This is a genomic window from Mesorhizobium sp. CA4, assembly GCF_020165075.1.
Lineage (GTDB): Bacteria > Pseudomonadota > Alphaproteobacteria > Rhizobiales > Rhizobiaceae > Mesorhizobium.
Map to the genome: position 1 here is coordinate 36,196 of NZ_JAIUHK010000034.1, position 23,530 is coordinate 59,725.

Below are 23,530 nucleotides of genomic sequence, written 5' to 3' on the forward strand. Positions count from 1 at the left end.
TTAGGCTAGGCGCATTCGGCCAGCGCTTCCTCGCCGCGCCGCTCGCGGATCAGGTTGACGAAACGCCGGAACAGGTAATGCGAATCCTGCGGGCCGGGCGAGGCCTCGGGATGGTGCTGGACCGAGAACACAGGCCGGCCGGTCAGCGCGATGCCGCAGTTGGAGCCGTCGAAGAGCGACACATGGGTTTCCTCGACGCCTTCGGGCAGCGAGTCCGCGTCGACGGCGAAACCGTGGTTCATCGAGACGATCTCGACCTTGCCGGTGGTGTGGTCCTTGACCGGATGGTTGGCGCCGTGGTGGCCCTGGTGCATCTTCTCGGTCTTGCCGCCGAGCGCCAGAGCCAGCATCTGGTGGCCGAGGCAGATGCCGAACACCGGAATGTCGGTCTTCAAGAGGCTCTGGATCACCGGCACGGCATATTCGCCGGTCGCTTCCGGATCGCCGGGGCCGTTCGACAGGAAGATGCCGTCCGGCTGCATGGCGAGGATCTCGTCGGCGCCGGTCTTGGCCGGCACGACGGTGACCTTGGCGCCGAGCCCTGCCAGCAGGCGCAGAATGTTGCGCTTGACGCCATAGTCGACGGCGACGACATGCATCGACGGCGCGTCCTGCTCGCCATAGCCTTCGTTCCAGACCCAGGGCGTCTCGCGCCAGACCGAGGACTGGCCCGACGTGACCTCCTTGGCGAGATCGAGGCCGATCAGGCCCGACCAGGCAGCCGCCTGCCGCTTCAAGTCCTCGATGTCGAAGACGCCATCGGGCGCATGCGCGATGACGGCATTGGGCATGCCCTTCTCGCGGATCAGCACGGTGAGCGCGCGGGTGTCGATGCCGGACAGCGCGACCATGCCGCGCCGCTTCAGCCAGTGGTCGAGATGGCCGGCGGCGCGATAGTTGGACGGGTCTGTGACATTGGCCTTGAAGATCGCGCCGACGGCGCCGGCGCGGGCCGCCGGATGCAAGTCCTCGATGTCCTCGTCATTGGTGCCGACATTGCCAATATGCGGGAAGGTGAAGGTGACGATCTGGCCGGCATAGGACGGATCGGTGAGGATTTCCTCATAACCGGTCAGAGCGGTGTTGAAGCACACTTCCGCAACGGCCGATCCGGTGGCGCCGAGGCCGCGGCCTTCGATCACCGTGCCGTCGGCAAGCACCAGAAGGGCGGTCGGCTTTTCGGTGGCCCAGGGGGCGGTGGTCGTGGCCATGGCGGCACTCCTAGAGGCTGTTTCGAAATTGTCCCGTAAGCGGGACGATCCGCGCAACAAACGGCGCGCGGCGGCGAATTCGCGAGCCTGCGCGCAACCAAAGTTTCAGTTCATGCGAGGCTCAGTACATAGGCGAAGGCGCGGGAGCGGTCAATGCGGTGCCCCCTAACCACAGCCGATTTGCTTTCGTCCAGCAATATCAGCGGCTTGGCGGAATTTGCGTTAGCTGTTCGGCAAAGCTATTGTCCGCTGCATTCGAAGGAGAAGCACGATGCGCGAGAAAATCGCCGAATCCATGAAGAGCGCGATGAAGGCGCAGGACAAGCACCGCCTGCCGACGCTGCGGCTGATCCAGGCCGCTATCCACGACCGCGACATCGCCAATCGCGGCGCCGGCAAGCCGCCGGCGAGCGAGGAGGAGATCCTGCAGATCCTCGCCAAGATGGTGAAGCAGCGCGAGGAATCGGCCAAGGCGTTCGAAGACGGCAAGCGGCCGGAACTGGCGGCGCAGGAGCGCGGCGAGATGGAGATCATCCGCGAGTTCCTGCCGACACAGCTCGACGACGCGGCGATCACCGCGGCAGCGCGCGAGGCGATCGCGGCGACCGGTGCCGCCAGCCAGAAGGACATGGGCAAGGTGATCGGCGCGCTGAAGCAGAAATATGCCGGCCAGATGGACTTCGCCAAGGCGAGCGCCATCATCAAAGGTCTGCTGCAATAGACGGCAGCCTCAGTCCTTGCAGATCGGCACCGGCTGCGGCGGCGGCGCCGGATGATCCTTCTTGTACTGGGCGATGATCGGCTCCAGTGTCTTCTTCGGCCAGAATCTGGGGGTGCCGATCTCCTTCAGGCAGGAGGCGTTCCAATAGGTACCCGCGCTTGAGAGCGCCTGGCCGGCAGCCTTGGCCCGCGCGACAGCGGCGATGTCGCGCGATTCCGGATAGATGTAGAGCGTCGTCGGGTTGTTCTTCACGAGGGGGATGATCTGCTCGGCATCGGCGGGCGACCAGCTGGTGCAGCCATTGCTGCGGCCGCCGGCATAGTTCACCAGCTTGCCGAACGGAACCAGGCCGTCATGATCGGCGTAGGAGCTTTGCGGGCTCTTGCGCATGCACAGGCCCTTCAAGATCGCGGCTGGATGGCCGCCGATCACGCGCTGCCTGGCGTTTGCCGCTTCGCCTTCGCCGTCGAACTGGATGAAGGTGCGCATGAACGCCGCGTTCTGCGCGCCGACACGGTAGTAGCCCTTGAAGGACGTCTTGGCCTCCGCGGTCATATAGGCGCCGCCGGCTGTGAGCTCGGAGTCCATCGCGTTGCCGAAATTCTTCGCGCAGCGCCTGCCGTTGGAGAAATCGGCAATGCCCTTGAGATTGCGGCCGCCGCCATGACCCGAGGAAACCGCGCGGAAGAGCTGCTTGGCCTCGCAGATGATGTAATAACGCTGGCCGAGCACGCTGTTGCCGAGGTCGCCGGGACGCGTCGCATCCATGGCGAAGTAGCAGGGGTTGCTGACCGAACCTTCGCTGACCTTCTTCTGGTAGAGCGCGCGCGCCCGCTCCAGCACGACCTGCGAGATCTGGCCCTCGCCGTCGCCGACATGGCGCTGCAGCCAGTCGGGAATGGTCGACGGCCGCAAAGCGGCGAATGAGCTGACCGATGCCGTCAAAGCGGCCAGGACCGCGACAAGACAGAAGATGGCCGCGCCCAGCGGAACAGACCTCAACCGCACCCTTTGCCCCTCCTGTCGAAATGTCTCGTCCGCGTGAATCACCCGGGCCGATCATAGAAGGTCTCGCATCCATCGGCGAAACACTTCTAGTTTAGCGACACCTTTTGGAGGTCGGATTTTCGGCCCGCTTCGATTGAGCTATGATCTGATTCCGGCGCGCCCACGCCTCCCCCCTCCACCGGGAAAGCATCGTTCATGCAGGGTAGTCGATCACCCGACCGACTGTTCGAGCGCCAGACATAAGGAGGGATTGCCAAGACTGCTCGCGGCAGGAGGTTTTTCGATGCGGCTTTCCGCACCCGTCTATCATCTGAAACGCCAGGCGAAGCTCCTGTCCCGCCGGGAAAATGTTCCGCTTCATCAGGCGCTCGACCGCGTTGCCGGTGAAGAAGGCTTTGCCACCTGGAGCCTGCTTGCGGCCAAGGCCGCGGAGGCTGAGCCCGGCGACAGGCTGCTGGCGCGGCTTATGCCCGGCGACATGGTGCTCGTGGCGGCGCGGCCGGGGCAGGGGAAGACGCTGATGAGCCTCGATCTTGCCGTGGCGGCCATGAAGCAAGGCAGTCGCGCCGTATTCTTCACTCTGGAATACATGCACGCCGACATCCTCGATCGGTTCCGTGACATCGGCGTCCAGCCTGCCGATTTCGACCACCTGTTCACCTTCGACAATTCTGACGCCATCAGCGCCGCCTACATCATCGAGGCGTTGCAGTCGGCGCCGCGCGGCACGCTCGCGGTGATCGACTATCTGCAATTGCTCGACCAGAAGCGCGAGAATCCCGAGCTCATGGTCCAGATACGCACCTTGCGATCGTTTGCCCGGGAACGCGGACTGGTGCTGGTCTTCATCTCCCAGGTCCACAGATCATATGATCCCACCCGGAAACCGTTCCCGGATATAGAAGATATCCGGCTGCCGAACCCGCTGGACCTGTCGCTGTTCGACAAGGCCTGTTTCCTGAACAAGGGCGAAATCCAGTTTCAGGCGACTTGAGCGGTCCATGCCACTCCCATGCCAGTCTCGACCGGGAAACGAAGCATGATCGAGATCGTCAAACCTGCGCTCGAACATTTGCCGTCCTACAAGGCGGCGCTCGAGCGTGGATGGTCGCCCGACAATGTGCGGCTCCTCGAGGCGACGCGCGAGCAACTCGAGGCGATCGAGAAAGATCCCGTTGAATTTCTCGCCGGCCTTGACGACCCCGAAGCGAAGGGGCCGCCCATCGCTTTGCCCGACGGCACCGAGGTCGCGCGGCTGCCTGGATTCCGGCGCTGGATCTGGGACGGCGAGGCCGCCGGCTCTATCGGCTTTCGCTGGCAGAAGGGCACGTCGGAGCTGCCCTCGCATGTGCTTGGCCATATCGGCTATGCGGTGGTGCCGTGGAAGCGCAACCGCGGCTATGCCACCGAAGCGCTGCGGCTGATGCTGAACGAGGCGAGGGCGGTCGGGCTCGATTATGTCGAGATCACCAGTGATCTCGACAATCCTGCCTCGCACAAAGTGGTGCTTGCCAATGGCGGCAGGCTGATCGGGCGGTTTGCCAAAATTGCAGCCTATGGCGGCGCAGAGAGCCTGAGGTTCCGGGTCGATCTTTAAATTATTCCGCGGCCGCCGGCAGCGGCGGTGTCGCGCGGCTGCGCCATTCCCAGGTCTGCGACGCAAAAGCCACCACGACCGCCACCAGCATGGCGAGCACACCGGCGAGCGGCAGGCTGCGATAGCCCAGGCCGGCATTGAGCATCGCCGCGCCAAGCGACGCGGCGAGGGCGATGCCGACGTTGAACCCGGACGGGATCAGCGAGGAAGCGAGGTTGGAGGCATCGGCCGTCCAGGCGAGGATGCGTGTCTGGATCGGCGCGCCGATGGCGAAGTTGAGACCGCCCCAGATGACGATTGCCGCGATCATCGGCACGGGGTAGGGGCTGACAAGATGGATGGCGCCGAGCGCCACCGCCTGCAGGGCGAGCATGACGATAAGCGAGGGCATCAGCTTCCAGTCGGCGAGCTTGCCGCCGACCAGAACGCCGATCGTGGCGCCGACGCCGTTGAGCAAAAGCACCCACGGGATCAGGCTCTCGTCGAGGCCGGTCACTTCGAGCAGCATCGGCGTGATGTAGGTGAACAGTGCAAACTGGCCGATCATCAGCATCAGCATCAGGATCAGCGACGTCCAGACCTGTTGGCGGCCGAGTACACGAACTTCGCGCGCCAGCCCGGCAGGCCGGTTCGCGGCGCCCGCCCTGCGCGGCAACAGCGCCAGCATGGCGACAATTGCGATGATGCCCAGCGCGCCCATCACCCAGAAGGTCGCGCGCCAACCCCACAGGCTGCCGATCGCGGTGCCGGCGGGCACGCCGATGACATTGGAAACCGTCAACCCCGAGAGAATGACCGCGACCGCCCGGCCGCGCTGGTCCTCGCGCACTAGGCTGACCGCAACCACCATGGCGATGCCGAAATAGCAGCCATGCGCCACGGCGGTCGCAATACGCAGCAGAAGCATCGAGGTGAAGTCGGGCGCCAGTGCGCAGGCCACCTGACCGAGTGTGAAAGCGATCGTGAGCCCTATCAGCAGCGTCTTGCGTGAGACTTTGCTGGTCGTGAGCGCCAGCAGAGGGCCGCCGATCGCGATGCCGCAGGCATAGCCGGAGACGAGATAGCCGGCGGTCGGCACCGAAACGCCGAGACCCTGCGCCACCTCCGGCAGCACGCCGGCAATGACGAATTCGGTGGTGCCGAAGGCAAAGCCGGCAAGGAAAAGGGCAATCAGCGGCAGCATGGTTCAAAACATATGCGAGGAATGTATGGTCTCAAACCACGCTCGGGCGGTTGCGGCAATGCAGAAATTGGCGATGGCGCTTTAGCTTTTCTTGACTGGACCGTTCGATGCCGGCCCGTCGCTCCGACTACGCGGCTGTCTTGCGTCCATACGGGATCTTCAGCCAAGCCCGTTCATGGAGATAGTAAAGCAGCGACTTGGTGACGACTTCGGTGAGCCCGATGGTGGCCGCGAGCTTGATGCTGCCGGTGACCACCAGCGATATGATCATCGTGTCGATCGTGCCGGTGGCGCGCCATGAAAGCGCCTTGGCGAAGCTGCGCGAATGCGTGTCCATCGACCGATCGTCCTCCCAACAGGTCCTCAGGCGATCCTTAGCCGACAGCAGCGGGGATGAGCAAAGACTAATTTTTCGGCTGTGCTCGATCGCCTCAGCTCGCCTTCAGCCGCGAGCCGCCAAGCAGGCCGCGCTCCTCGAGCACCGGATAGGCGATAGAGGCAAGCAGCGAGTTGATCTGCTTCAGGTCGCGGATCGTGTCGAGGTGGATCGAGCTCGTCTCGACGCTTTTGGCGGTGCCTTCGCGCAGGCGCTGGAAATGGCTGGCGCTGGTTTCCTTCTCGCGCTCGCGCAGCAGGTCCTTCTCCAGAACCAATTGCCTGGCGGTTTCCGGGTCGCGCGAGACCAGAACGTTGAAGGCAAGGCGCGCGTTGGCCAGCACCGAGGAATGGAAGGCGCAAAGCTCCTGCCACCCTTCAGGCGTGAATTCCAGGCAACGCTCCAGCTTCTTCCTGACATGCACCAGCATGTTGCGCACGATGATGTCGCCGACCTGCTCCAGCTTGACGCAGGCGCCGATCAGCTCCTGGCACCGCAATGCCTCGTCCTCGGTCAGCGGATTCCTGGTGATCTTGGCGAGGTAGAGCTTGATCGCGGCGTGCTTCCTGTCGACGCGGTCGTCGAGCGCGGCAAGCGCCTTGATCTTGGCGGGATCGGCATCCTCGTAAAGCTCGATGATGCGCTTCAGCATGATCTCGACCGTCTCGCAGACCCGCACCACCTCGCGCGTCGCGTTGGCCAGCGCCTGGCTCGGCGTGTCGAGGGCGCTCTCATTGAGTGCGGAAAGCTCCACGACCTCGAGCGCAGCGGCGGGTTGAGGCTTGCTGCCCAGCGCCACGATCTTTTCGGAAGCGCGGTAGACGACGCCGGCCAGCGGCAGTCCGGCGAGCAGGATCAGCACGTTGAACAGGATATGGGCGTTGACGATCTGATCCGGCGCGGTCTTGCCAAGGAAGGCGACATCCGGCTTGAAGGTCATGATCAGGACCAGCATGATCAGCGAGCCGAGGCCGCGCATCAAGAGGTTGCCTATCGGCACGATGCGCACCTCCGGCGGTGCCGACCGCGTCAGCATCGGCGCAATCAGCGACGAGCCAAGGTTGACGCCGAGCACCAGGACCACGCCGAGCTCCGGGGTGATCAGCCCGCGGCCCGCCAGCGTCGCCATCAGCAGCACCGCGGCGATGCTCGACTGGAACAGCCAAGTGACCAGCGCGGCCAACAGATAGGTGGTGACGGAATCACCCGAGAAATAATTGATGATCAACGGCATCAACTGGCTGTTGCGCAACGGCTCCGACGCCTGGCCGATCATCTCCAGGGACAGGATCAGCAGGCCGACACCGATTAGAATGCGGCCCATCTGACGCCAGTCGCGCCGCTCGGTGGCCATGAACATGACCGTGCCGGCGATCAGGCAAAGCGGCACCAGAAGCGTGAGGTCAAAGGTGAGCAGCTTGGCCACCAGCGCCGAACCGATCTCGGCGCCGCGCACTGCCAATTGCCCGGCGGCGCCCGAAACGATGCCGGCTCCGGCGAAGGAGCCGACCAGCAGCGTCACCGCCGTCGAGCTCTGCAGCGCGACCGCCAGCCCACAGCCGGCCAGCACCGCCATGATCGGGTTGCGCATGGTGGCGCGCAGCCTGTGTCGCAGCACGTCGCCATAGGCGCGCTCGACCCCTGTCTTGACCATGCGGGTGGCGAACAGCATCAGCGCCACCGCGCCGGCAAGGTGCAGGAGGACGACAGAGCCGCTCACAGCCGAACTCGCGAGTTGGCACCGGCGGTGCGGAGAGGGGTACGAATCTTATTCATTTCAACGAGTCGAAATATACCAGTTAAGATTAGCCGAATAATAGATTTTTCTGATGCGATGATCGTCTCGGCTCGACAGCGCATGTCGGAAATGAATGGAGAAAACATTGGTTGCATGCGCCTGCGACCGCGCTTCGCTTCATAGCGGCCGACGCCAGGCCGCGTGGCCGGGGCGATCCGAAGCGTTGTTGAAGCGGTCGGCGCAAAGCCTCAGAAACTATTCATCTTCGGCGTGGTCACCGCGAGGTAATCCGCGACAACCCGGAAATTCAGAAGGCGGTCACCCGGCCGCCTTCTTTTCGTCTGTGAAAAGCGGGTACGATGGGCCAACCAGAGTCGCCGTTGCCGGGCGGCTTGATTATATGGAGGGCAAACGAGTTTCCCCGATGCGCTTTCCGCCCGCCTTCCTCGACGAGATACGCGACCGTGTGCCGATTTCGCAGGTCATCGGCACGCGCGTCGCGTGGGACAGGAAGAAGACCAATGCGTCGCGGGGCGACTACTGGGCCTGCTGTCCGTTCCACGGCGAGAAGAGTCCGTCCTTCCATTGCGAGGACAAGAAGGGCCGTTACCACTGCTTCGGCTGTTCAGTTTCGGGCGATCACTTCAAATTCCTCACCGAGCTAGACGGCATGAGTTTCCCCGAGGCGGTCGAGAAGATCGCCGAAATGGCCGGCGTGCCGATGCCGGTGCGGGACGAAGCGCAGGAGCGGCGCGAGAAGGAACGCGCCAGCCTGACGGACGTCATGGAAATGGCGACGGTCTTCTTCCAGGAGCGGCTGCAGAGCGCCGAGGGTGCCAAAGCCCGCGCCTATCTGCGCGACCGCGGGCTGACGCCGGCAACGCAGCAATCGTTCCGGCTGGGCTATGCGCCCGACAGCCGCAACGCGCTCAAGGAACATCTTGCCGCCAAGGGCGTGCCGAAGGCCGATATCGAGGCCTGCGGCCTGGTGCGGCACGGCGACGACATTCCGGTCTCCTATGACTGGTTCCGCGACCGCATCATGTTTCCGATCCCGGATTCGCGCGGGAGGATCATCGCCTTCGGCGGACGGGCGCTGGCGCCCGATGCCTTGGCCAAATACATGAACTCGCCGGAGACCGAGCTCTTCCACAAGGGCAACGTGCTCTACAATTTCGCGCGCGCCCGCAAAGCCCTGGCAAAAGGCGGCACGGTGATCGCGGTCGAAGGCTATATGGACGTGATCGCGCTGGCGCAGGCCGGCTTCGAGAACGCCGTGGCGCCACTCGGCACGGCGCTCACCGAAAACCAGCTCGAGCTTCTGTGGCGCATGGCGCCGGAGCCGGTGCTGTGCTTCGACGGCGACAAGGCCGGGTTGAAAGCGGCATGGCGTGCTGCGGATCTGGCGCTCCCCTCCGTCCAGGCCGGGCGCTCGGCACGGTTTGCGCTGCTGCCGGAAGGCAAGGACCCGGACGACCTGGTCAAGGCCGAAGGGCCGGATGCCTTCCGGGCGGTGCTGGCGGAGGCGCGACCGCTTGTCGACCTTCTGTGGATGCGGGAGACCGCTGGCGGCGTCTTCGAAACGCCGGAGCGACGCGCCGAGCTGGGAAAAAGGCTGGGTGAACTCGCCAGCCGTATCCGGGACGAGAGTGTTCGCTACGAATATCAACAGGTGATGCGCGAACGGGTGCGGAGCTTCTTTGGCGCCCAGCGCGACACCAGGCAGGCCCGGCAGGATGGCGGCCGGCCGGGAGATCGCGGCCCGGGCAAGGCCGCGGCACCTGGCGGGCAGTTCGCCAAGGGCGGAAGCGGCCGCATCGCGATAACCGAAAGCCTCGGCCAGTCGGCGCTGGTCAAGCGTGGCGGCGAGGGCATGTCGGTGCGCGAGGCGACGATCATCGTGGCCCTGGTCAACCATCCGGCGCTGATCGACGAGAATTTCGCGCATGTCGAATTCCTCGACCTCGCCAATTCGGATTTGCGCAAGCTGCACGCGGCCATTCTCGACGCCATGGCGCATGACGCGGCCGACGAGCGCGGCGCGGTCATCGCCACCATCGAGCGCGCCGGATGCAGCGGCATCTGGGAGCGGGCGGTGGAATTGATTAAGCGCGCGCGGCAATGGCCGGCGCTCGAAACCGCGGCGCTCGACGACGCCCGCGACGCCTTCAACCAGGCGATGCACTTGCAGCGTAGCGCCCGCACATTACATAGAGAGCTGAAACAGGCGCAGGCGGCGCTCGATGCAGACCCTTCGGACGAAAACTTCCGGCATCTCGTCGAGATTCAAGCGCAATTCAACGATGTGCAGGCAACGGAAGCGCTGATCGAAGGGTTCGGCGTTTCATCGGGCAGGGTTGGCCGCGTTTGAGGCCGAACACCACCCATTGAAATGGAAATGAAATGCGCAGCGCGTCGAATCGACGCCTCTAAGTCGGGTAATTGATTCGCTTTTTTCATGCGAATCATGCCAGAGGCGCTTGACCTTCTGGCAGATTGGCGGAATCAGGACGATTCGAAACGTTAACCGTGCCCCGGCGTCGGCGGGAAATTTGAGCGATGTGAGGTACTGGTGATGGCTGGACAGGCAAAGTGCCTGCTCCAGATATCACGGTTAAGCTGGACTTAATGCATGTCGCCCAAAAGTGGGAAGCCGGTTTTGGGCGACATGCACAAACAAAAAGAGATGACGCGGTTGCCGGACCGGTAGAAAGCGTTCCGGCGCACATCCGGCAAACCGGTCCGACAGTTTACGCGGCCTCGATAGCGGCCGCTTGGAGACGACAAAGAATGGCGACAAAGGAAAAGGAAGAGGTCGAGACCGAACGCGAAGGCGCCACCGATGGCCCTCTGCTCGACCTTTCCGACGATGCTGTCAAGAAGATGATCAAAGCCGCGAAGAAACGCGGCTATGTCACGCTCGACGAGCTCAACGCGGTGCTGCCCTCGGAAGAGACGGATCCGGACCGCATCGAAGACATCAATGCGATGCTGAGTGACATGGGCATCAATGTCGTCGAGGACGACGAGGTGGGCGAGGAGGCGGAAGCCGAGCCGGCCGCCGACGCCGAGGAAGACGCCAACGAGCTTGCCGAGCAGACCGGCACCGCCGTTGCAACCACGACCACCAAGAAAGAGCCGACCGACCGCACCGACGACCCGGTGCGCATGTATCTGCGCGAGATGGGCTCGGTCGAGCTGCTGTCGCGCGAGGGCGAAATCGCCATCGCCAAGCGCATCGAGGCCGGCCGCGAAACGATGATCGCGGGCCTGTGCGAAAGCCCGCTGACCTTCCAGGCCATTATCATCTGGCGCGACGAGCTCAACGAATCCAAGATCCTGCTGCGCGAGATCATCGACCTCGAGGCGACCTATGCCGGCCCCGAGGCCAAGCAGGCGCCTGTGGTCGAACGCGTCGAGGAAGCGGCCAAACCCGAGGAGAAGCCGCGCGGCCGCGTGGCGGCTCGCGAGGAAGAAGACGACATCACCAATGTCGGCGGCGACACGCGCGGGCTGGAGGAAGAGGAAGACGACGAGGACGAGGCGAGCCTGTCGCTGGCCGCAATGGAAGCGGAACTGCGCCCGCAGGTGATGGAGACGCTCGACGTCATCGCCGACACCTACAAGAAGCTCCGCAAGCTGCAGGACCAGCAGGTCGAGAACCGCCTGGCCGCTGCCGGCACGCTCTCGCCCAGCCAGGACCGCCGCCTGAAGGAACTGAAAGACCAACTGATAAAGGCGGTGAAGTCGCTGTCGCTCAACTCCGCGCGCATCGAGGCACTGGTCGAGCAGCTCTACGACATCAACAAGCGCCTGGTGCAGAACGAGGGCAAGCTTTTGCGCCTCGCCGAAAGCTATGGCGTGCGCCGCGAGGAATTCCTCAAGGAGTATCAGGGCTCGGAGCTCGATCCGAACTGGACCCGTTCGATCGCCAACCTGACCTCGCGCGGCTGGAAGGAATTCACCAAGAACGAGAAGGACACGATCAAGGAGCTGCGCGCCGAGATCCAGAACCTCGCCACCGAAACGGCGATCTCGATCCTGGAATTCCGCAAGATCGTCAACCAGGTGCAGAAGGGCGAGCGCGAGGCCGCGATCGCCAAGAAGGAAATGGTCGAGGCGAACCTTCGCCTGGTCATCTCCATCGCCAAGAAATACACCAACCGCGGCCTGCAGTTCCTGGATCTCATCCAGGAAGGCAATATCGGCCTGATGAAGGCGGTCGACAAATTCGAGTACCGCCGCGGCTACAAGTTCTCGACCTATGCGACTTGGTGGATCAGGCAGGCCATCACCCGCTCGATCGCCGATCAGGCGCGCACCATCCGCATTCCGGTGCACATGATCGAGACGATCAACAAGATCGTGCGCACCTCGCGCCAGATGTTGCACGAGATCGGCCGCGAGCCGACACCGGAGGAGTTGGCCGAGAAGCTCGCCATGCCGCTGGAAAAAGTGCGCAAGGTGCTGAAGATCGCCAAGGAGCCGATCTCGCTCGAAACGCCTGTCGGCGACGAGGAGGATTCGCATCTCGGCGACTTCATCGAGGACAAGATGGCGATCCTGCCGATCGACGCGGCGATCCAGGCCAATCTGCGCGAGACGACGACACGGGTGCTTGCCTCGCTGACGCCGCGCGAGGAACGCGTCCTGCGCATGCGTTTCGGCATCGGCATGAACACTGATCATACGCTGGAGGAAGTCGGCCAGCAGTTCTCGGTGACGCGCGAGCGTATCCGCCAGATCGAAGCCAAGGCGCTGCGCAAGCTCAAGCATCCGAGCAGGTCTCGCAAGCTCAGAAGCTTCCTGGACAGCTGAGCGGAACGCAATCATACGAGATCGAAAGGGCGTCTCGGCGCCCTTTTGCGTTTTTCGGCTGCCTCTCATGCCGCCTTGCCGGGTTTGCCCGACAGGAGGATAATTCCGGGGTCGGATGCATTTGTGGGCGACAAGCCGGATGCCCGCCCCGGCGCCGGTCGCAGTGGCCAGGCGTCGCGCTCCGTGGCTCCCGGTGGGAGGTGTGCCATGACGACCTATATCATATTGATCAACTGGACTGAGCTCGGCGCCAAGAATGTTCGGGAGTCGCCGAAGCGGCTCGATGCCGCCAAGAAGCTGCTGGGGGAAATGGGCGGCTCCTTCAAATCATTCTACTTGACCATGGGCGAATGCGACATGGTCGCCATCGTCGAAGCGCCGGACGATGCAGTGCTTGCCCGCTTCGCGCTGCTGTTGTCTTCGGGCGGCAATGTCAAAACGCGGACGATGAAGGCGTTTCCGGAATTCGCCTATCGCGAGATCATCAGCTCGCTCGGGTAACTGGCTGAAGGGAGCGGCGTGGCTGTTGCGAAGCCGCGCCGCATTCCCGATAGTCGCGCCATGCCCGAGCCGTTGCTGACCGTCTGGTACAACACACGCTGTCCGGTGTGCGACGCCGGCATCAACCGACAGAAGCGGCGGCTCATCGAGGCGATGAAGGCGGGCCGCGTCGAATTCCGCGACATCAATTTCGAACCCGAGGCGCTCTCCGCCTTCGGCGCCTCGCTGGAGGATATCCGCCGGCGTCTGCATGCGACCGATGCCAGCGGGCGACTGCTGGTCGGCGCCGATGTGGCGATCGCGAGGAATGGCTGGCGAGCTTGTTCGGCAACCCCATCGCGCTGCCCCTGGCACGCTTCGCCTATGACCGCTTCGCGGACCTTCTCTATGCCTGGAACCGCCGCAAGGGCCATTGGTAGGCGGCTTGCTCCGACCCTCTCCGTGCATGACGGGCAGCTCTTGGCCAAGGCTGCGATACATCGTAAGATATATCTTGACTCAGAACACGGTCAGTCTTACGTAAGATATATCGTAAGATATAACTCAAGGAGCAATCCATGCACAAACACGGTCACTTGGGGCACAGCCATTTCGGCGAGCGCATGTTCATGCATATGGCCGGCAAATTCGGAGGCCGCAGCGGCGGCAGCTTTGGCCCGTTCGGCCATGGCGGCAGGGGCGGGGGGCGCGGCGGCCCGGGCGACATGTTCCGCGCCGGGCGCATGCTGGCCGACGGCGATCTCAAGCTGATCACGCTGTCGCTGCTGGCCGATGCGCCGCGCCACGGCTACGACATCATCAAGGCGCTGGAGGAGCGCACCAGCGGCATCTACAGCCCGAGCCCGGGCGTGGTCTATCCGACGCTGACCTTCCTGGAAGAGGCGGGCTATGCGGTATCCTCGAGCGAAGGCAACAAGAAGGTGTTTTCGATCACCGAGGCCGGCAGGGCGCATCTCGAAGAGAACCGCGAGATGATCGACAGCGTGCTCGATCATCTCGAGCGCTTCGGCCGCAAGATGGCCGCGGCGCGCGAATGGTTCGGCTGGGGCGACGACAAGGACGAGGGGCGCCGCGGCCGTTCGGAAACGCGCGACCGGTTCCGCGCGCTGCGCCACCGGCTGCGTGCCGCGCTGGGCGACATCGCCGACGCGCCGGAAGACAAGCAGGCCGAGGCGATCAGCATCCTGGAAGACGCCGCCGAGGCGATCGAGGCCTTGGCTCGTCGCTAAGACATTCTCATAGGAAGCTCCAAAAGCCCGGATCGCTCCGGGCTTTCGCATTCAGTTCGCGACCGCAAGGGCAGGGGATCATTCCTTGCCGACATATTCGCTGATCAGCTTCTCGTTGCGCGCCTTCTCGATCTTGGCGGTGGTCTCGGCCGCGATCCGCTCGTCGGTGCGGTACTTGACCAGGTTAACCAGGCCGCCGGTGAGCAGCAGCACGCCCATCGCCCAGTAGCCTTTGGTCGAGAGGTCGACCGGCGCCAGCCACAGCGACAGCGCCAGCATGAAGTAGGCTGCGCCCACCGATACCGTGTTGAACAAAATATAGGTCTGATTGCCGTTCATCGTATTGCTCCTTGGATTTGGTCTGTTTCGGGATTTGATCTGTTTCGGAAATAGCGGGTTCAGTTCAGGGATTTGAGGCGCGCCAGGACGTCCTCAGCGCGTACCTTGGTGGCCGGTCCATGACCTGCTTCGGCGAGGCGCTCACGGATCGCCTCGTGGCGCAGCTCGCCATCGATTTCGTCGAGGATGTCGGCTTCCTCGAACGGGTCGCTGCTTTCCTTGATGCGGGCCAGCAGTTCCTCCGCTTCGTTGATGCTCGCGGTGCGGCCGATCGAACGGTTGAGGCGCGACTGCGCCTTGCGTTCGGCATCGATCGCCCGGGCCGAGATCATGCCCTGGTTGAGATCGATGATGCGTCGATGCGCCTGTTCTACGGACAGACGCATCCGCAAGGTCTTCTCGCTCAGGCTTTTGACCGTGGCGCGACGGACCTCGCGCTCGTTCTCGAGCTCGGCGATCGCGGAAGCGCCGCCTTCGGCAAGCGCCTGGTTGTTGGCCGAGAGCGCGCTGAGGGTACGGGTTTCCAGATCGGCGATGCGGCGGTCGAGCTGGTCGAGGCTGGTCTGCTCGGTACGCTGGCGCACGATCAGCGAGGCGAGCGTCTGCTTGGCGGCGGCGAGTCCCACCTCCGCGTCGCGGATGCGCTGGGCCAGAAGGTCGATCGCAAAACGATCCTTCAGATTGTCCTCGGCCCGTGCGCTGGCGCCGTCCAGCAATGTCTTGATCAGGCTAAGCATGGTCTTCTCCCTGTTTACGTGAACGTTGTTCACAACTCAAAATAACAGGAAATGAACATTGTTCAAGAGATACTTTGAACGCTGTTCATGAGACGCAGGACATGGTAAATGCAGGCAAATGGAATGAATCCGGGCCGACGAGCGGCTCCGGATATAAGGACAGGCAAGAGCATGGCGCTGGACAAGGAAGAGATGAGCGAGAAGGTGCTCGCCATTGCCGAGGCGCTGCTCAACGAGGGCGGGGCCGACAATCTGAAGGCGCGCACCATCGCCGAGCAGGCCGGCATCTCCGTCGGATCCGTCTATAACCTCTTTGCCGATCTCGACGAGGTGCACCGCGCCGTCAACATGCGGCTGCTCGACCGGCTCGGCGCGACGGGTCTGGCGGCCATGGCCGATCTCGAAAGGCAAGGGGTGACCGATGTCCAGCATCGCATCCTGGCCATGGCGGCGGCCTATGTGCGCTTCGTCGAGGCGCATCCCGGCAGTTGGCCGGCGGTGCTTGCCTTCAACCGCCGCCGCGCGACGCAGCCTGGCCCCGATGCCTATGACGCGCTGCTCGATGCACTCTTCGACATCGTCGCCGGCGTGCTCAAGGCAGGTGATTTCGGTCTCGACGACAACCGCCGCGCGCTTGCGGCACGGACCTTGTGGTCAAGCGTGCATGGCATTGTGACCAGCGGCTATGTGGCGAATTCGGACAGCAGGCAGGCCGAAGAGATCTGGCATCAGATCGAGCTTCTGGTCGGCGTTTTCGTCAAGGGGCTGGAACACGGCGGCGCATTCGCGCATGCTGAGACAAAGCCTGCGTAACAAGGGGCGCCGCGAATCCTTGGTGCCCACGTGAATGGGAGTTTTGAAAAATGTCTTTTCTGAAGAAGCTTTTTGGCGGCGGCGGTGGCGAAGCAACGGAGACCGGCACCGCCAAGCCGGCCAAGCAGGTCGAGCACAAGGGATTCCTGATCAGCGCGACGCCCTACAAGGCCGAGGGCCAGTACCAGACCTGCGGCGTCGTCTCGAAGGAAGTGGATGGTGTGATGAAAGAGCATCGCTTCATCCGCGCCGACCGCTTCGCCGGGCTGGACGACGCCGTCGACATCTCGATCAAGAAAGGCATCCAGCTCGTCGACGAGCAGGGCGAGCGGATGTTCGGCTGAAGGTACTTCGGCTGCGCCGGCCAGCTTCTCCTAGCTCAGAACGAGACCTTGTCGCCGCCCTTGAGCTGGAGAATCTGCCGCGCCTCGTCGGGCGTGGCGATCGATGCGCCGAGGCCTTCGATGATCTGGCGCACCTTGGTCACCTGTTCGGCGCTGGAGCGGGCGAGCTTGCCCTTGCCGATCCATAGCGAGTCCTCCAGGCCGACACGTACATTGCCGCCCAGCGCAATCGCTTGCGTGGCGATCGGCAATTGATGGCGGCCGGCGCCCAGCACCGACCATTGATAGTCATCGCCGAACAGGCGGTCGGCCGTGCGCTTCATGTGCGCGACGTCCTCCGGGTGCGTACCGATGCCACCCAGGATGCCGAACACGCTCTGGACGAAGAACGGCGCCTTGACCAGGCCGCGCTCGACGAAATGCGCCAGCGTGTAGAGATGGCCGATGTCATAGCACTCGATCTCGAAGCGCGTGCCGTTGTCGGCGCAGGTGCGCAATATGTGCTCGATGTCACCAAAAGTGTTGCGGAAGATGCGGTCGCGCGAGGATTCCAGATAGGGCCGCTCCCAGTCATGCTCGAAGGTCTTGAAGCGCTCCAGCATCGGGAACAGCGCGAAATTCATCGAGCCCATGTTGAGCGACGCAACTTCGGGCGCGAACACCTTGGCCGGCCTGACGCGCTCCTCAACGCTCATCGTCGCCGCACCCCCGGTGGTGATGTTGACCACACAGTTGGAGCGCTGCTTGATGACCTGCAGGAACGGGGCGAACGCCTCGGTCGACTGATCGGGGCGCCCGTCGAACGGGTTGCGGGCGTGAAGATGGACGATCGCGGCACCCGCTTCGGCCGCTTCGATCGCGGCAGTGGCGATTTCCTCAGCCGTCACCGGCAGATGCGGCGACATTGACGGCGTGTGGATCGAGCCTGTGACCGCGCAGGTGATGATGATCTTGTTCTGGTTCGCCACTTTTGATGCCCTGACTTCGTTGTTGGACTGCGCCTGTTTGACCGTGCCTATTTGACCGCGCCTTGCGTGATGCCGGAAATGAACTGCTTCGACAGCACGATATAGAGCAAGGTAGTCGGCAGGTGCCGCCAGTGTCAGCCCGGTGAACAGCACCCCCCAGTCGGTGGTGAATTCGCCGACGAACACGGTCAGCCCTTGCGGCAGTGTCTTCAAATTGTCGGAGGTGGTCAGGACCAGGGGGAAGAAAAAGTCGCTCCAGCTGTTTGCGCTGGCGGCCGGCGGATCGCTGTCGGCACAGGAGGATATCGGATCGCGCCCGGCGCCGTGAGGCTGGTCCTGCGCAAGGAGCGCCATCCAGCCGTGGTGCTGCCGCCGCTATAGCGCGGGCGAAAATGCAAAAGGAGGCAGGCGCTGGCGGGCGCCTGCCTCTTTTTATTTCCGGCATCGGCGGTCAGGCCGCGGCGGCGACCTGGCCAGCCGTGGCGGCGACCTGGCCAGCCGTGGCGGCGGCGATCGCGTCGACCTTGGCGGTGGCCTTGGCAAGCGCGGCGGTGACGGCGTCGGCGCCCATGCCGACACCCTCGACGCGGATCACTTCGATATCGGTCATGCCGAGGAAGCCGAGCACGCTGCGCAGATAGGGAACTGCATGGTCCATTTGCACCGCGGCGCCTTCGGAGTAGATGCCGCCGGAAGCGAGCACGATATAGACCTTCTTGCCGTTGACGAGGCCCTTCGGGCCGTTCTCGCCGTAAGCAAAGCTCTTGCCCGAGCGGGCTACGTGGTCGACCCAAGATTTCAACGTCGAGGAGATGTTGAAGTTGATGAAGCCGGTGGCAAGGATCACGGTATCGGCGGCGAAAAGCTCGTCGAGCACGGCGTCGGAAACGCCGACGACCTCGGCCTGGCGCGCGGTGCGGGCTTCGGCGGGCGTGTAGATGCCGGTGGCGTAGTCGGGATCGATATGCGGCAGCGGGTTGGCGACCAGATCGCGCACGACGAGCGTGTTGGACGGATCGGTGGCAGCGAGCTTCCGGGCAAGGTCGGTAGCGACGCGGGTCGAGTGCGAAGCGGCGCCGCGCGGGCTGGAGGTAACGAGAAGAATAGACATGGCGGTGTCCCCTTGGGGTTGGATTGAAACTTCCCCGCCAATATGGGATTGCTGCCTCATCAGGATAATGGGTATAATGTGCATACAATCCATCAACAATATGGATGGGAAGCATGCAGCCGAACCCAACATTGGATCAGCTCCAAATTCTGGTGGCGGTGGCCGACACCGGCAGCTTCTCTGCCGCGGGGCGCAAGCTCAACCGGGCGCAGTCGGTGGTAAGCTATGGCATCGCCAATCTCGAAGCGCAGCTCGGCCTGAAATTGTTCGAGCGCGAGGGCGTGCGCGAGCCGCAGCTGACCGACGTCGGCAAGGCGATGCTGGAAGATGCGCGGCGAATGATCGGCGTGCTGCAGCGCATCCGTTCGCGTGCCGACGGCTACCGGCAAGGGCTGGAAGCGGAAGTGGCGATATCTGTCGACGTGGCGCTGCCCTCACCGGCGCTAGTGCGCGTGCTCAAGGCCTTCGAGGCGCAATTCCCGGCGGTCATGCTGCGGCTTTATATCGGCTCGCTTGGCCTGATCGTCGACCAAGTCGTCAACGGCCAGGCGGATCTCGGCTTCGGCGGCCTGCAAGGCGATGCCGATGTCAATCTGCTGCGCGTCGGCTTCATCTCGCTGGTGCCGGCTGCCGCACCCGATCATCCGCTGGCGAAACTGCCGAAGCCGGTCGAGCTCGAGGATCTGCGCGAGCATATCCAGCTTGTCGTCACCGACCAGTCGGAGCGGACGCGCGGCCGCGACTATGGCGTGTTTGCCTATCGCACTTGGCGGCTGACGGACTTGCGCACCAAGCACGCGCTGATGCGCGAGGGGCTTGGCTGGGGCGGCCTGCCGCGCTGGCTGATCGCCGACGACCTGGCCAGCGGCCGGCTGGTCGAGCTCGATCTCGAGCCTTACCGCGAAGTCCGTTCACCGATGTACGCCATGCACCGCAACGACCGCAGCCCCAAGCCGGCAGCGACTTGGCTGATCGATGAGTTCAAGCGGCAGCTTGGCTGCTTCAACGAGACGGAGCCGGGCGTGTGGACGGAGGAGGGGCCGCAGACAAGCCCTCCATGAGCGCGATCAGCACCGCGCGGTAATCCTCGCCGGACGCGCCGGCCTCGATGGCTAATGCGGCCCGATCGAAGGCGGCCGCCAGCAGGGCGGTCAGCGCCTCGACCGGCAATCTGGTCATTGCTTGCGCGCGCATCGCCGCAACCAGACCTTCGCGTAGCGAGCGGTTGCCGTGGCGGTTGTCGATCTCGTCCATGGCGGCGCGGCCGAGCACGGCCGGCCCGTCTAGCAGCAGGAGCCGCGTGCGGCCGGGCGCTCGCATTGCCTTGAGATAGGCGTCCGAGCCGGCGATCAGCGCGTCACGCGCGGATAGCGACGGCGGGGAGGCTTGGTCGATCTCCGTCGCCACGGCCGCTGCTTCCTGCTCGACGACCGCCGCGAACAGCGCCTGCTTGTCGGCGAAGTGATGGTAGAGCGCGCCACGCGTCACGCCGGCCTCGGCGACGATCTCGGGCGTGCCGGTCTCGGCATAGGATTTTTCCGTGAACAGCTTTCGCGCCGCACGGATCAGATCGGCGCGCGTCGCTTCGGTGCGGTCGCGGTTGGAGCGGCGTTCGGACCCTTGTTGCATACATGCAGCCTGTATGTTATTTGCATTTACATACAGACTGTATGTTGGATGAGAGGAGAAGGAAAGATGAAGACGACCAGCTATTATCCGGTGCTGATGACGGACGATGTCGCAGGCACCGCGGACTTTTATGTCGAGCATTTCCGCTTCGAGCCGCTGTTTGCGAGCGACTGGTATGTCCATCTGCGCTCGTGCGAGGACAGGCGCGTCAACCTCGGCATCGTCCAGGGCGACCATGAGACGATCCCGGAAGAAGGGCGGGGGCGGACATCGGGCCTGCTGATCAATTTCGAGGTCCGCGATCCCGACGCTGTCTATGAGCGGGTCGTCGCCGCCGGCCTGCCGATCCTGCGCAGCTTGCGCGACGAGCCGTTCGGCCAGCGGCACTTCATCACCAGGGATCCCAATGGCGTGCTGATCGATGTGATCAAGCCGATCCCGCCAAGCGAGGAATTCCTGGCGCAATATGCCGAGGGCGTGGCCGGGAGTTAGGCCAGCGGCGATCTTAGCTCGTCCGCGCCACCGGCGTCACCGTCACCTGCCTGACGCCGGTGCGGCGCACGACCGTGCAGAGCGTCTCGCGGCCGATGCGCTCGGCGTCGAGGATGCGCACGAGGTCGTCGACGCCGGTGACCGGCCGGCCGTCTATTGCCGCGATGACGTCGCCTTCCTTCAACCCGGCCTTGGCGGCGGGACCGTCCTTCTCGACGCTGCGCAGGCGCACTGCCGTGTTCGTGGTCACCTGCGACAAGAGTGCTGCCCGGCGCGGCAGGTTGGTCGTGTCGGCGGAAACGCCGATGAAAGCGCGGCGCACGCGGCCGAAGCGGATGATTTCCGAGATGACGAAATTGGCGGTATTGGAGGCGACCGCGAAGGCGATGCCCTGCGCGCCGTGGATCATGGCGGTGTTGACGCCGATCACCTCGCCCGCCGACGACACCAGCGGTCCGCCCGAATTGCCGGGATTGAGTGCGGCATCGGTCTGGATGACGTCGTCGATCAGCCGGCCGGTCGAGGCGCGCATCGAGCGGCCGAGCGCCGAGACGACGCCGGCGGTGACGGTCCATTCGAAACCGAGCGGATTGCCGATCGCAATCGCGATCTGGCCGCGGCGCAGGCGCTTGGAATCGCCGAGCGGCGCGACGTCGGCAAAGCTGCCGTCGGCGCGCACGAGCGCGATGTCGGTGTCGGGATCGCGGCCAAGCACATGACCCTCGCGCGAAGCACCGTCCGGCATGGTGACATGCACGGCGCGCGCGTCGCCGACGACATGGAAGTTGGTGACAACCAGCCCGTCCTGCGCGATGACGAAGCCGGAGCCGTGACCGCCGGCGCCGATGCGCTCGATACGGCACACGGCTGGGCCGATGCGGTCGACGGCGTCGGCGACCGTCGCCGAATAGGCATCGAGCAAGGTGTCGTCGGATGGAAGTTTTTCGGCTGCGAAAGCCATCGGCGTGTTCCCTCGTAGAATGATGACTATATGTGCGGAGCAGCCGCAATTGCCGCGACCTGACCAGATGGCCAGTCCGGCCGGCGACTAGCCGTCAGGCGAGTACCCGCGGCGGTGTTACCGAGCGATATCTGGGTCACCGAACCCAGGAGACAGTCTTATGAGCGACTTCAATCTCAGTGCCTTTTCCGACGCGATCGCCGATGTCGCGGCCACCGCTGCCCCCGCGCTGGGGAGTTTCGTCACGCACCATCACCGCACCGCTAGCACCTTCCACTGGCGCGACGGCTATTTCGTCACCGCCGAGGAAGCGGTCGAAGCCGGCGAAGAGATCGAATTGACGCTGGCTTCCGGCGAAACCGTCAAGGCGGAACTCGTCGGCCGCGATCCGTCGACGGGCGTCGCCCTGCTGAAACCGGCTTCCGGCGCTGACGGTTTGCCGCAACTCGCCCAGGCCGGCGCCGTGCGGCCCGGCAATCTGGCGATCGCCGCAGGCAATAGCGATGGCGCCGCGCTTGCCGTGTTCGGCACGGTCGGCGAGGTCGGGCCGGCCTGGCGCTCGATGCGCGGCGGCACGATCGACCGGCGCATCAACCTCGCCATCAACACCGGCGGGCGCTTCGAGGGCGGGCCGGTGCTCGATGCCAAGGGTGGCTTGATCGGCATGCTTTTGTTCGGACCGCGCCGGCGTGCGCTGCTCATGCCTTACGAGACGATCGAGCGCGCAGTCGCGACGCTGCGCGAGAAGGGCCATGTCGCGCGCGGCTATCTCGGCGCCGGGCTGCATCCGATCCGCAATGGCGACACGAAAGGGGCCATGGTGATGAGCCTCGACGACAGCGGACCGGCCAAGACCGCCGGCCTGCATGTCGGCGACATCATCGTCGCCTGGAACGGCGAGGCCGTGCATGGTCCGCGCGAACTGATCCGCAAGCTTGGACCGGACAGCGCCGGCACAACCGTGACGCTCGGTGTTTCGAGCGGCGGCGCCGAACGCGACGTGTCGATCACCATCGGCGAGAAGCCGCTGAGCTGAGAGGGCTGATGGCAAACAGCGCAGCACAAGCGATTGCACGGCCGGAACCATCAGCCCATCGGCTGACGGTGCTGGTGGCGCTCGCCGATGCCCGGCGCGCCGAGCAGCTTGCCGATGCGCTTGCCGCCAGCGACGATCTGCTGCCGGTATTGGCCGGAAGCGGCGTCGGCCAACTGGCGGATGTCGCCGTCGCCGATGAGGCCGGCCTGGAAAGCCGGGTCGTCAGTTCGGCCACGCCAATCGTCCTGCTTTCGCGGCGTGCGGGCAGCGAGCAGGTGACAGACAATGTGCTGGCCTTGCTGCCTGCCTCCGCAGATGGCCTGCTGATCGCCGCCGCAGCGCGGCTCGCCGCCTCCGGCTACCGCGTCAGTAGCGCGGCGCCGTCGGAGGTCGCGCATGGCGATTTCCGCGATGATGAGCCTGCCGAGGAAGAGACGCCTGACGACAACCAGCCTCGCCCGGCTTTGTCGCCGCGCGAGGCGGAGGTGCTGGCGCTGCTCGCCGAAGGCGCGCCGAACAAGGTCATCGCCCGGCGGCTCAACATTTCCGTGCACACGGCGAAATTCCATGTCGCCGCTATCCTGATCAAGCTCGGCGCCGCCAACCGCACCGACGCCATCGCGATCGCGATGCGGCAAGGATTGGTATTGGTCTGAGCCTATCCGCGCACGACGTTGCGTAACCTCGGTCCGCCCCTTCGGCTCTTGCGCCAAGTGTA

24 protein-coding genes and 1 pseudogene are annotated in these 23,530 nt (G+C 64.2%); 14 read left to right on the top strand and 11 right to left on the bottom strand.

Features of this window, described 5'->3' with window-relative positions; all coding sequences use genetic code 11:
• Positions 1–5: 5 nt before the first annotated feature.
• A complete protein-coding gene (gene carA, locus LB528_RS23920; RefSeq protein ID WP_224716545.1) occupies positions 6–1,211 on the bottom strand; it encodes a glutamine-hydrolyzing carbamoyl-phosphate synthase small subunit in 1,206 nt (401 codons plus the stop codon).
• A gap of 271 nt (positions 1,212–1,482) precedes the next feature.
• Between carA and LB528_RS23925 the strand changes: the two genes are divergently transcribed.
• Positions 1,483–1,932, top strand: a complete 450-nt coding sequence (locus LB528_RS23925) for a GatB/YqeY domain-containing protein (protein ID WP_112126870.1) — start codon at positions 1,483–1,485, stop codon at positions 1,930–1,932.
• A 9-nt stretch (positions 1,933–1,941) separates the two neighbouring features.
• Here the strand turns inward: LB528_RS23925 and LB528_RS23930 are convergent, their stop codons facing one another.
• Positions 1,942–2,940 (bottom strand): murein L,D-transpeptidase catalytic domain family protein, encoded by a 999-nt coding sequence (locus tag LB528_RS23930; RefSeq protein WP_224716546.1) that lies wholly within the window; start codon positions 2,938–2,940, stop codon positions 1,942–1,944.
• 283 nt (positions 2,941–3,223) lie between these two features.
• On the opposite strand from LB528_RS23930, the gene LB528_RS23935 reads away from it, so the two are divergent.
• The gene (locus LB528_RS23935) at positions 3,224–3,934 is read left to right on the top strand and encodes a DNA helicase (RefSeq protein WP_224716547.1); all 711 of its coding nucleotides are present in this window, start codon (positions 3,224–3,226) and stop codon (positions 3,932–3,934) included.
• A gap of 45 nt (positions 3,935–3,979) precedes the next feature.
• On the top strand, positions 3,980–4,537 hold the full coding sequence (locus LB528_RS23940) for a GNAT family N-acetyltransferase (RefSeq protein ID WP_224716548.1): 558 nt from the start codon (positions 3,980–3,982) through the stop codon (positions 4,535–4,537).
• Between the two features lies 1 nt (position 4,538).
• Here LB528_RS23940 and LB528_RS23945 read toward each other — a convergent pair whose 3' ends face one another.
• The 3 genes from LB528_RS23945 to LB528_RS23955 all read right to left on the bottom strand — a co-directional run bounded on the left by LB528_RS23945 (position 4,539) and on the right by LB528_RS23955 (position 7,816).
• Positions 4,539–5,720, bottom strand: coding sequence for an MFS transporter (locus LB528_RS23945; protein WP_224716549.1), 1,182 nt, complete (start codon positions 5,718–5,720; stop codon positions 4,539–4,541).
• Positions 5,721–5,847: 127 nt separating this feature from the next.
• Entirely contained in the window at positions 5,848–6,057 is a 210-nt protein-coding gene (locus LB528_RS23950; RefSeq protein ID WP_095766624.1) for a DUF2061 domain-containing protein, read from the bottom strand.
• A 94-nt stretch (positions 6,058–6,151) separates the two neighbouring features.
• On the bottom strand, positions 6,152–7,816 hold the full coding sequence (locus LB528_RS23955) for a Na/Pi cotransporter family protein (protein WP_224716550.1): 1,665 nt from the start codon (positions 7,814–7,816) through the stop codon (positions 6,152–6,154).
• A 442-nt stretch (positions 7,817–8,258) separates the two neighbouring features.
• Here LB528_RS23955 and dnaG point away from each other — a divergent pair, with 442 nt between their 5' ends.
• The 5 genes and pseudogenes from dnaG to LB528_RS23980 all read left to right on the top strand — a co-directional run bounded on the left by dnaG (position 8,259) and on the right by LB528_RS23980 (position 14,382).
• Positions 8,259–10,205, top strand: coding sequence for a DNA primase (gene dnaG / locus LB528_RS23960; RefSeq protein WP_224716551.1), 1,947 nt, complete (start codon positions 8,259–8,261; stop codon positions 10,203–10,205).
• Between the two features lie 419 nt (positions 10,206–10,624).
• A complete protein-coding gene (rpoD, locus tag LB528_RS23965) occupies positions 10,625–12,652 on the top strand; it encodes an RNA polymerase sigma factor RpoD (RefSeq protein ID WP_224716552.1) in 2,028 nt (675 codons plus the stop codon).
• Between the two features lie 207 nt (positions 12,653–12,859).
• Positions 12,860–13,153 (top strand): GYD domain-containing protein, encoded by a 294-nt coding sequence (locus LB528_RS23970; RefSeq protein WP_224517578.1) that lies wholly within the window; start codon positions 12,860–12,862, stop codon positions 13,151–13,153.
• A gap of 60 nt (positions 13,154–13,213) precedes the next feature.
• A pseudogene (locus LB528_RS23975) lies at positions 13,214–13,572 on the top strand (thiol-disulfide oxidoreductase DCC family protein).
• 138 nt (positions 13,573–13,710) lie between these two features.
• Complete coding sequence (locus LB528_RS23980; RefSeq protein ID WP_224716553.1) at positions 13,711–14,382, top strand: PadR family transcriptional regulator; 672 nt, start codon at positions 13,711–13,713, stop codon at positions 14,380–14,382.
• A 78-nt stretch (positions 14,383–14,460) separates the two neighbouring features.
• Here LB528_RS23980 and LB528_RS23985 read toward each other — a convergent pair whose 3' ends face one another.
• Together LB528_RS23985 and LB528_RS23990 are read right to left on the bottom strand one after the other, a co-directional pair.
• On the bottom strand, positions 14,461–14,721 hold the full coding sequence (locus tag LB528_RS23985; protein WP_224716554.1) for a YiaA/YiaB family inner membrane protein: 261 nt from the start codon (positions 14,719–14,721) through the stop codon (positions 14,461–14,463).
• A 59-nt stretch (positions 14,722–14,780) separates the two neighbouring features.
• On the bottom strand, positions 14,781–15,437 hold the full coding sequence (locus LB528_RS23990) for a PspA/IM30 family protein (RefSeq protein ID WP_224716555.1): 657 nt from the start codon (positions 15,435–15,437) through the stop codon (positions 14,781–14,783).
• A 192-nt stretch (positions 15,438–15,629) separates the two neighbouring features.
• On the opposite strand from LB528_RS23990, the gene LB528_RS23995 reads away from it, so the two are divergent.
• Positions 15,630–16,271: a TetR/AcrR family transcriptional regulator gene (locus LB528_RS23995; protein WP_224716556.1), complete on the top strand. Its 642-nt coding sequence runs from the start codon at positions 15,630–15,632 to the stop codon at positions 16,269–16,271.
• Between the two features lie 50 nt (positions 16,272–16,321).
• Positions 16,322–16,615, top strand: a complete 294-nt coding sequence (locus tag LB528_RS24000) for an HlyU family transcriptional regulator (RefSeq protein WP_224716557.1) — start codon at positions 16,322–16,324, stop codon at positions 16,613–16,615.
• 35 nt (positions 16,616–16,650) lie between these two features.
• Here LB528_RS24000 and LB528_RS24005 read toward each other — a convergent pair whose 3' ends face one another.
• Positions 16,651–17,583 carry a 3-keto-5-aminohexanoate cleavage protein gene (locus LB528_RS24005; protein WP_224716572.1) on the bottom strand — a complete coding sequence of 311 codons (933 nt, stop codon included), beginning with the start codon at positions 17,581–17,583 and terminating at the stop codon, positions 16,651–16,653.
• Positions 17,584–18,034: 451 nt separating this feature from the next.
• Positions 18,035–18,694 (bottom strand): FMN-dependent NADH-azoreductase, encoded by a 660-nt coding sequence (locus tag LB528_RS24010; RefSeq protein ID WP_224716558.1) that lies wholly within the window; start codon positions 18,692–18,694, stop codon positions 18,035–18,037.
• A gap of 113 nt (positions 18,695–18,807) precedes the next feature.
• On the opposite strand from LB528_RS24010, the gene LB528_RS24015 reads away from it, so the two are divergent.
• Positions 18,808–19,755 carry a LysR family transcriptional regulator gene (locus tag LB528_RS24015; RefSeq protein ID WP_224716559.1) on the top strand — a complete coding sequence of 316 codons (948 nt, stop codon included), beginning with the start codon at positions 18,808–18,810 and terminating at the stop codon, positions 19,753–19,755.
• Here LB528_RS24015 and LB528_RS24020 read toward each other — a convergent pair.
• On the bottom strand, positions 19,697–20,323 hold the full coding sequence (locus tag LB528_RS24020) for a TetR/AcrR family transcriptional regulator (RefSeq protein ID WP_224716561.1): 627 nt from the start codon (positions 20,321–20,323) through the stop codon (positions 19,697–19,699). The genes LB528_RS24015 and LB528_RS24020 overlap by 59 nt on opposite strands.
• Positions 20,324–20,389: 66 nt before the next feature.
• On the opposite strand from LB528_RS24020, the gene LB528_RS24025 reads away from it, so the two are divergent.
• The gene (locus tag LB528_RS24025) at positions 20,390–20,815 is read left to right on the top strand and encodes a VOC family protein (protein WP_224517557.1); all 426 of its coding nucleotides are present in this window, start codon (positions 20,390–20,392) and stop codon (positions 20,813–20,815) included.
• Between the two features lie 13 nt (positions 20,816–20,828).
• Here the strand turns inward: LB528_RS24025 and LB528_RS24030 are convergent, their stop codons facing one another.
• The gene (locus LB528_RS24030; RefSeq protein ID WP_224716562.1) at positions 20,829–21,776 is read right to left on the bottom strand and encodes a S1C family serine protease; all 948 of its coding nucleotides are present in this window, start codon (positions 21,774–21,776) and stop codon (positions 20,829–20,831) included.
• 160 nt (positions 21,777–21,936) lie between these two features.
• Between LB528_RS24030 and LB528_RS24035 the strand changes: the two genes are divergently transcribed.
• On the top strand, positions 21,937–22,812 hold the full coding sequence (locus LB528_RS24035; protein WP_224716563.1) for a S1C family serine protease: 876 nt from the start codon (positions 21,937–21,939) through the stop codon (positions 22,810–22,812).
• A gap of 8 nt (positions 22,813–22,820) precedes the next feature.
• Positions 22,821–23,468, top strand: a complete 648-nt coding sequence (locus LB528_RS24040) for a helix-turn-helix transcriptional regulator (protein WP_224716564.1) — start codon at positions 22,821–22,823, stop codon at positions 23,466–23,468.
• Positions 23,469–23,530 lie beyond the last annotated feature (62 nt).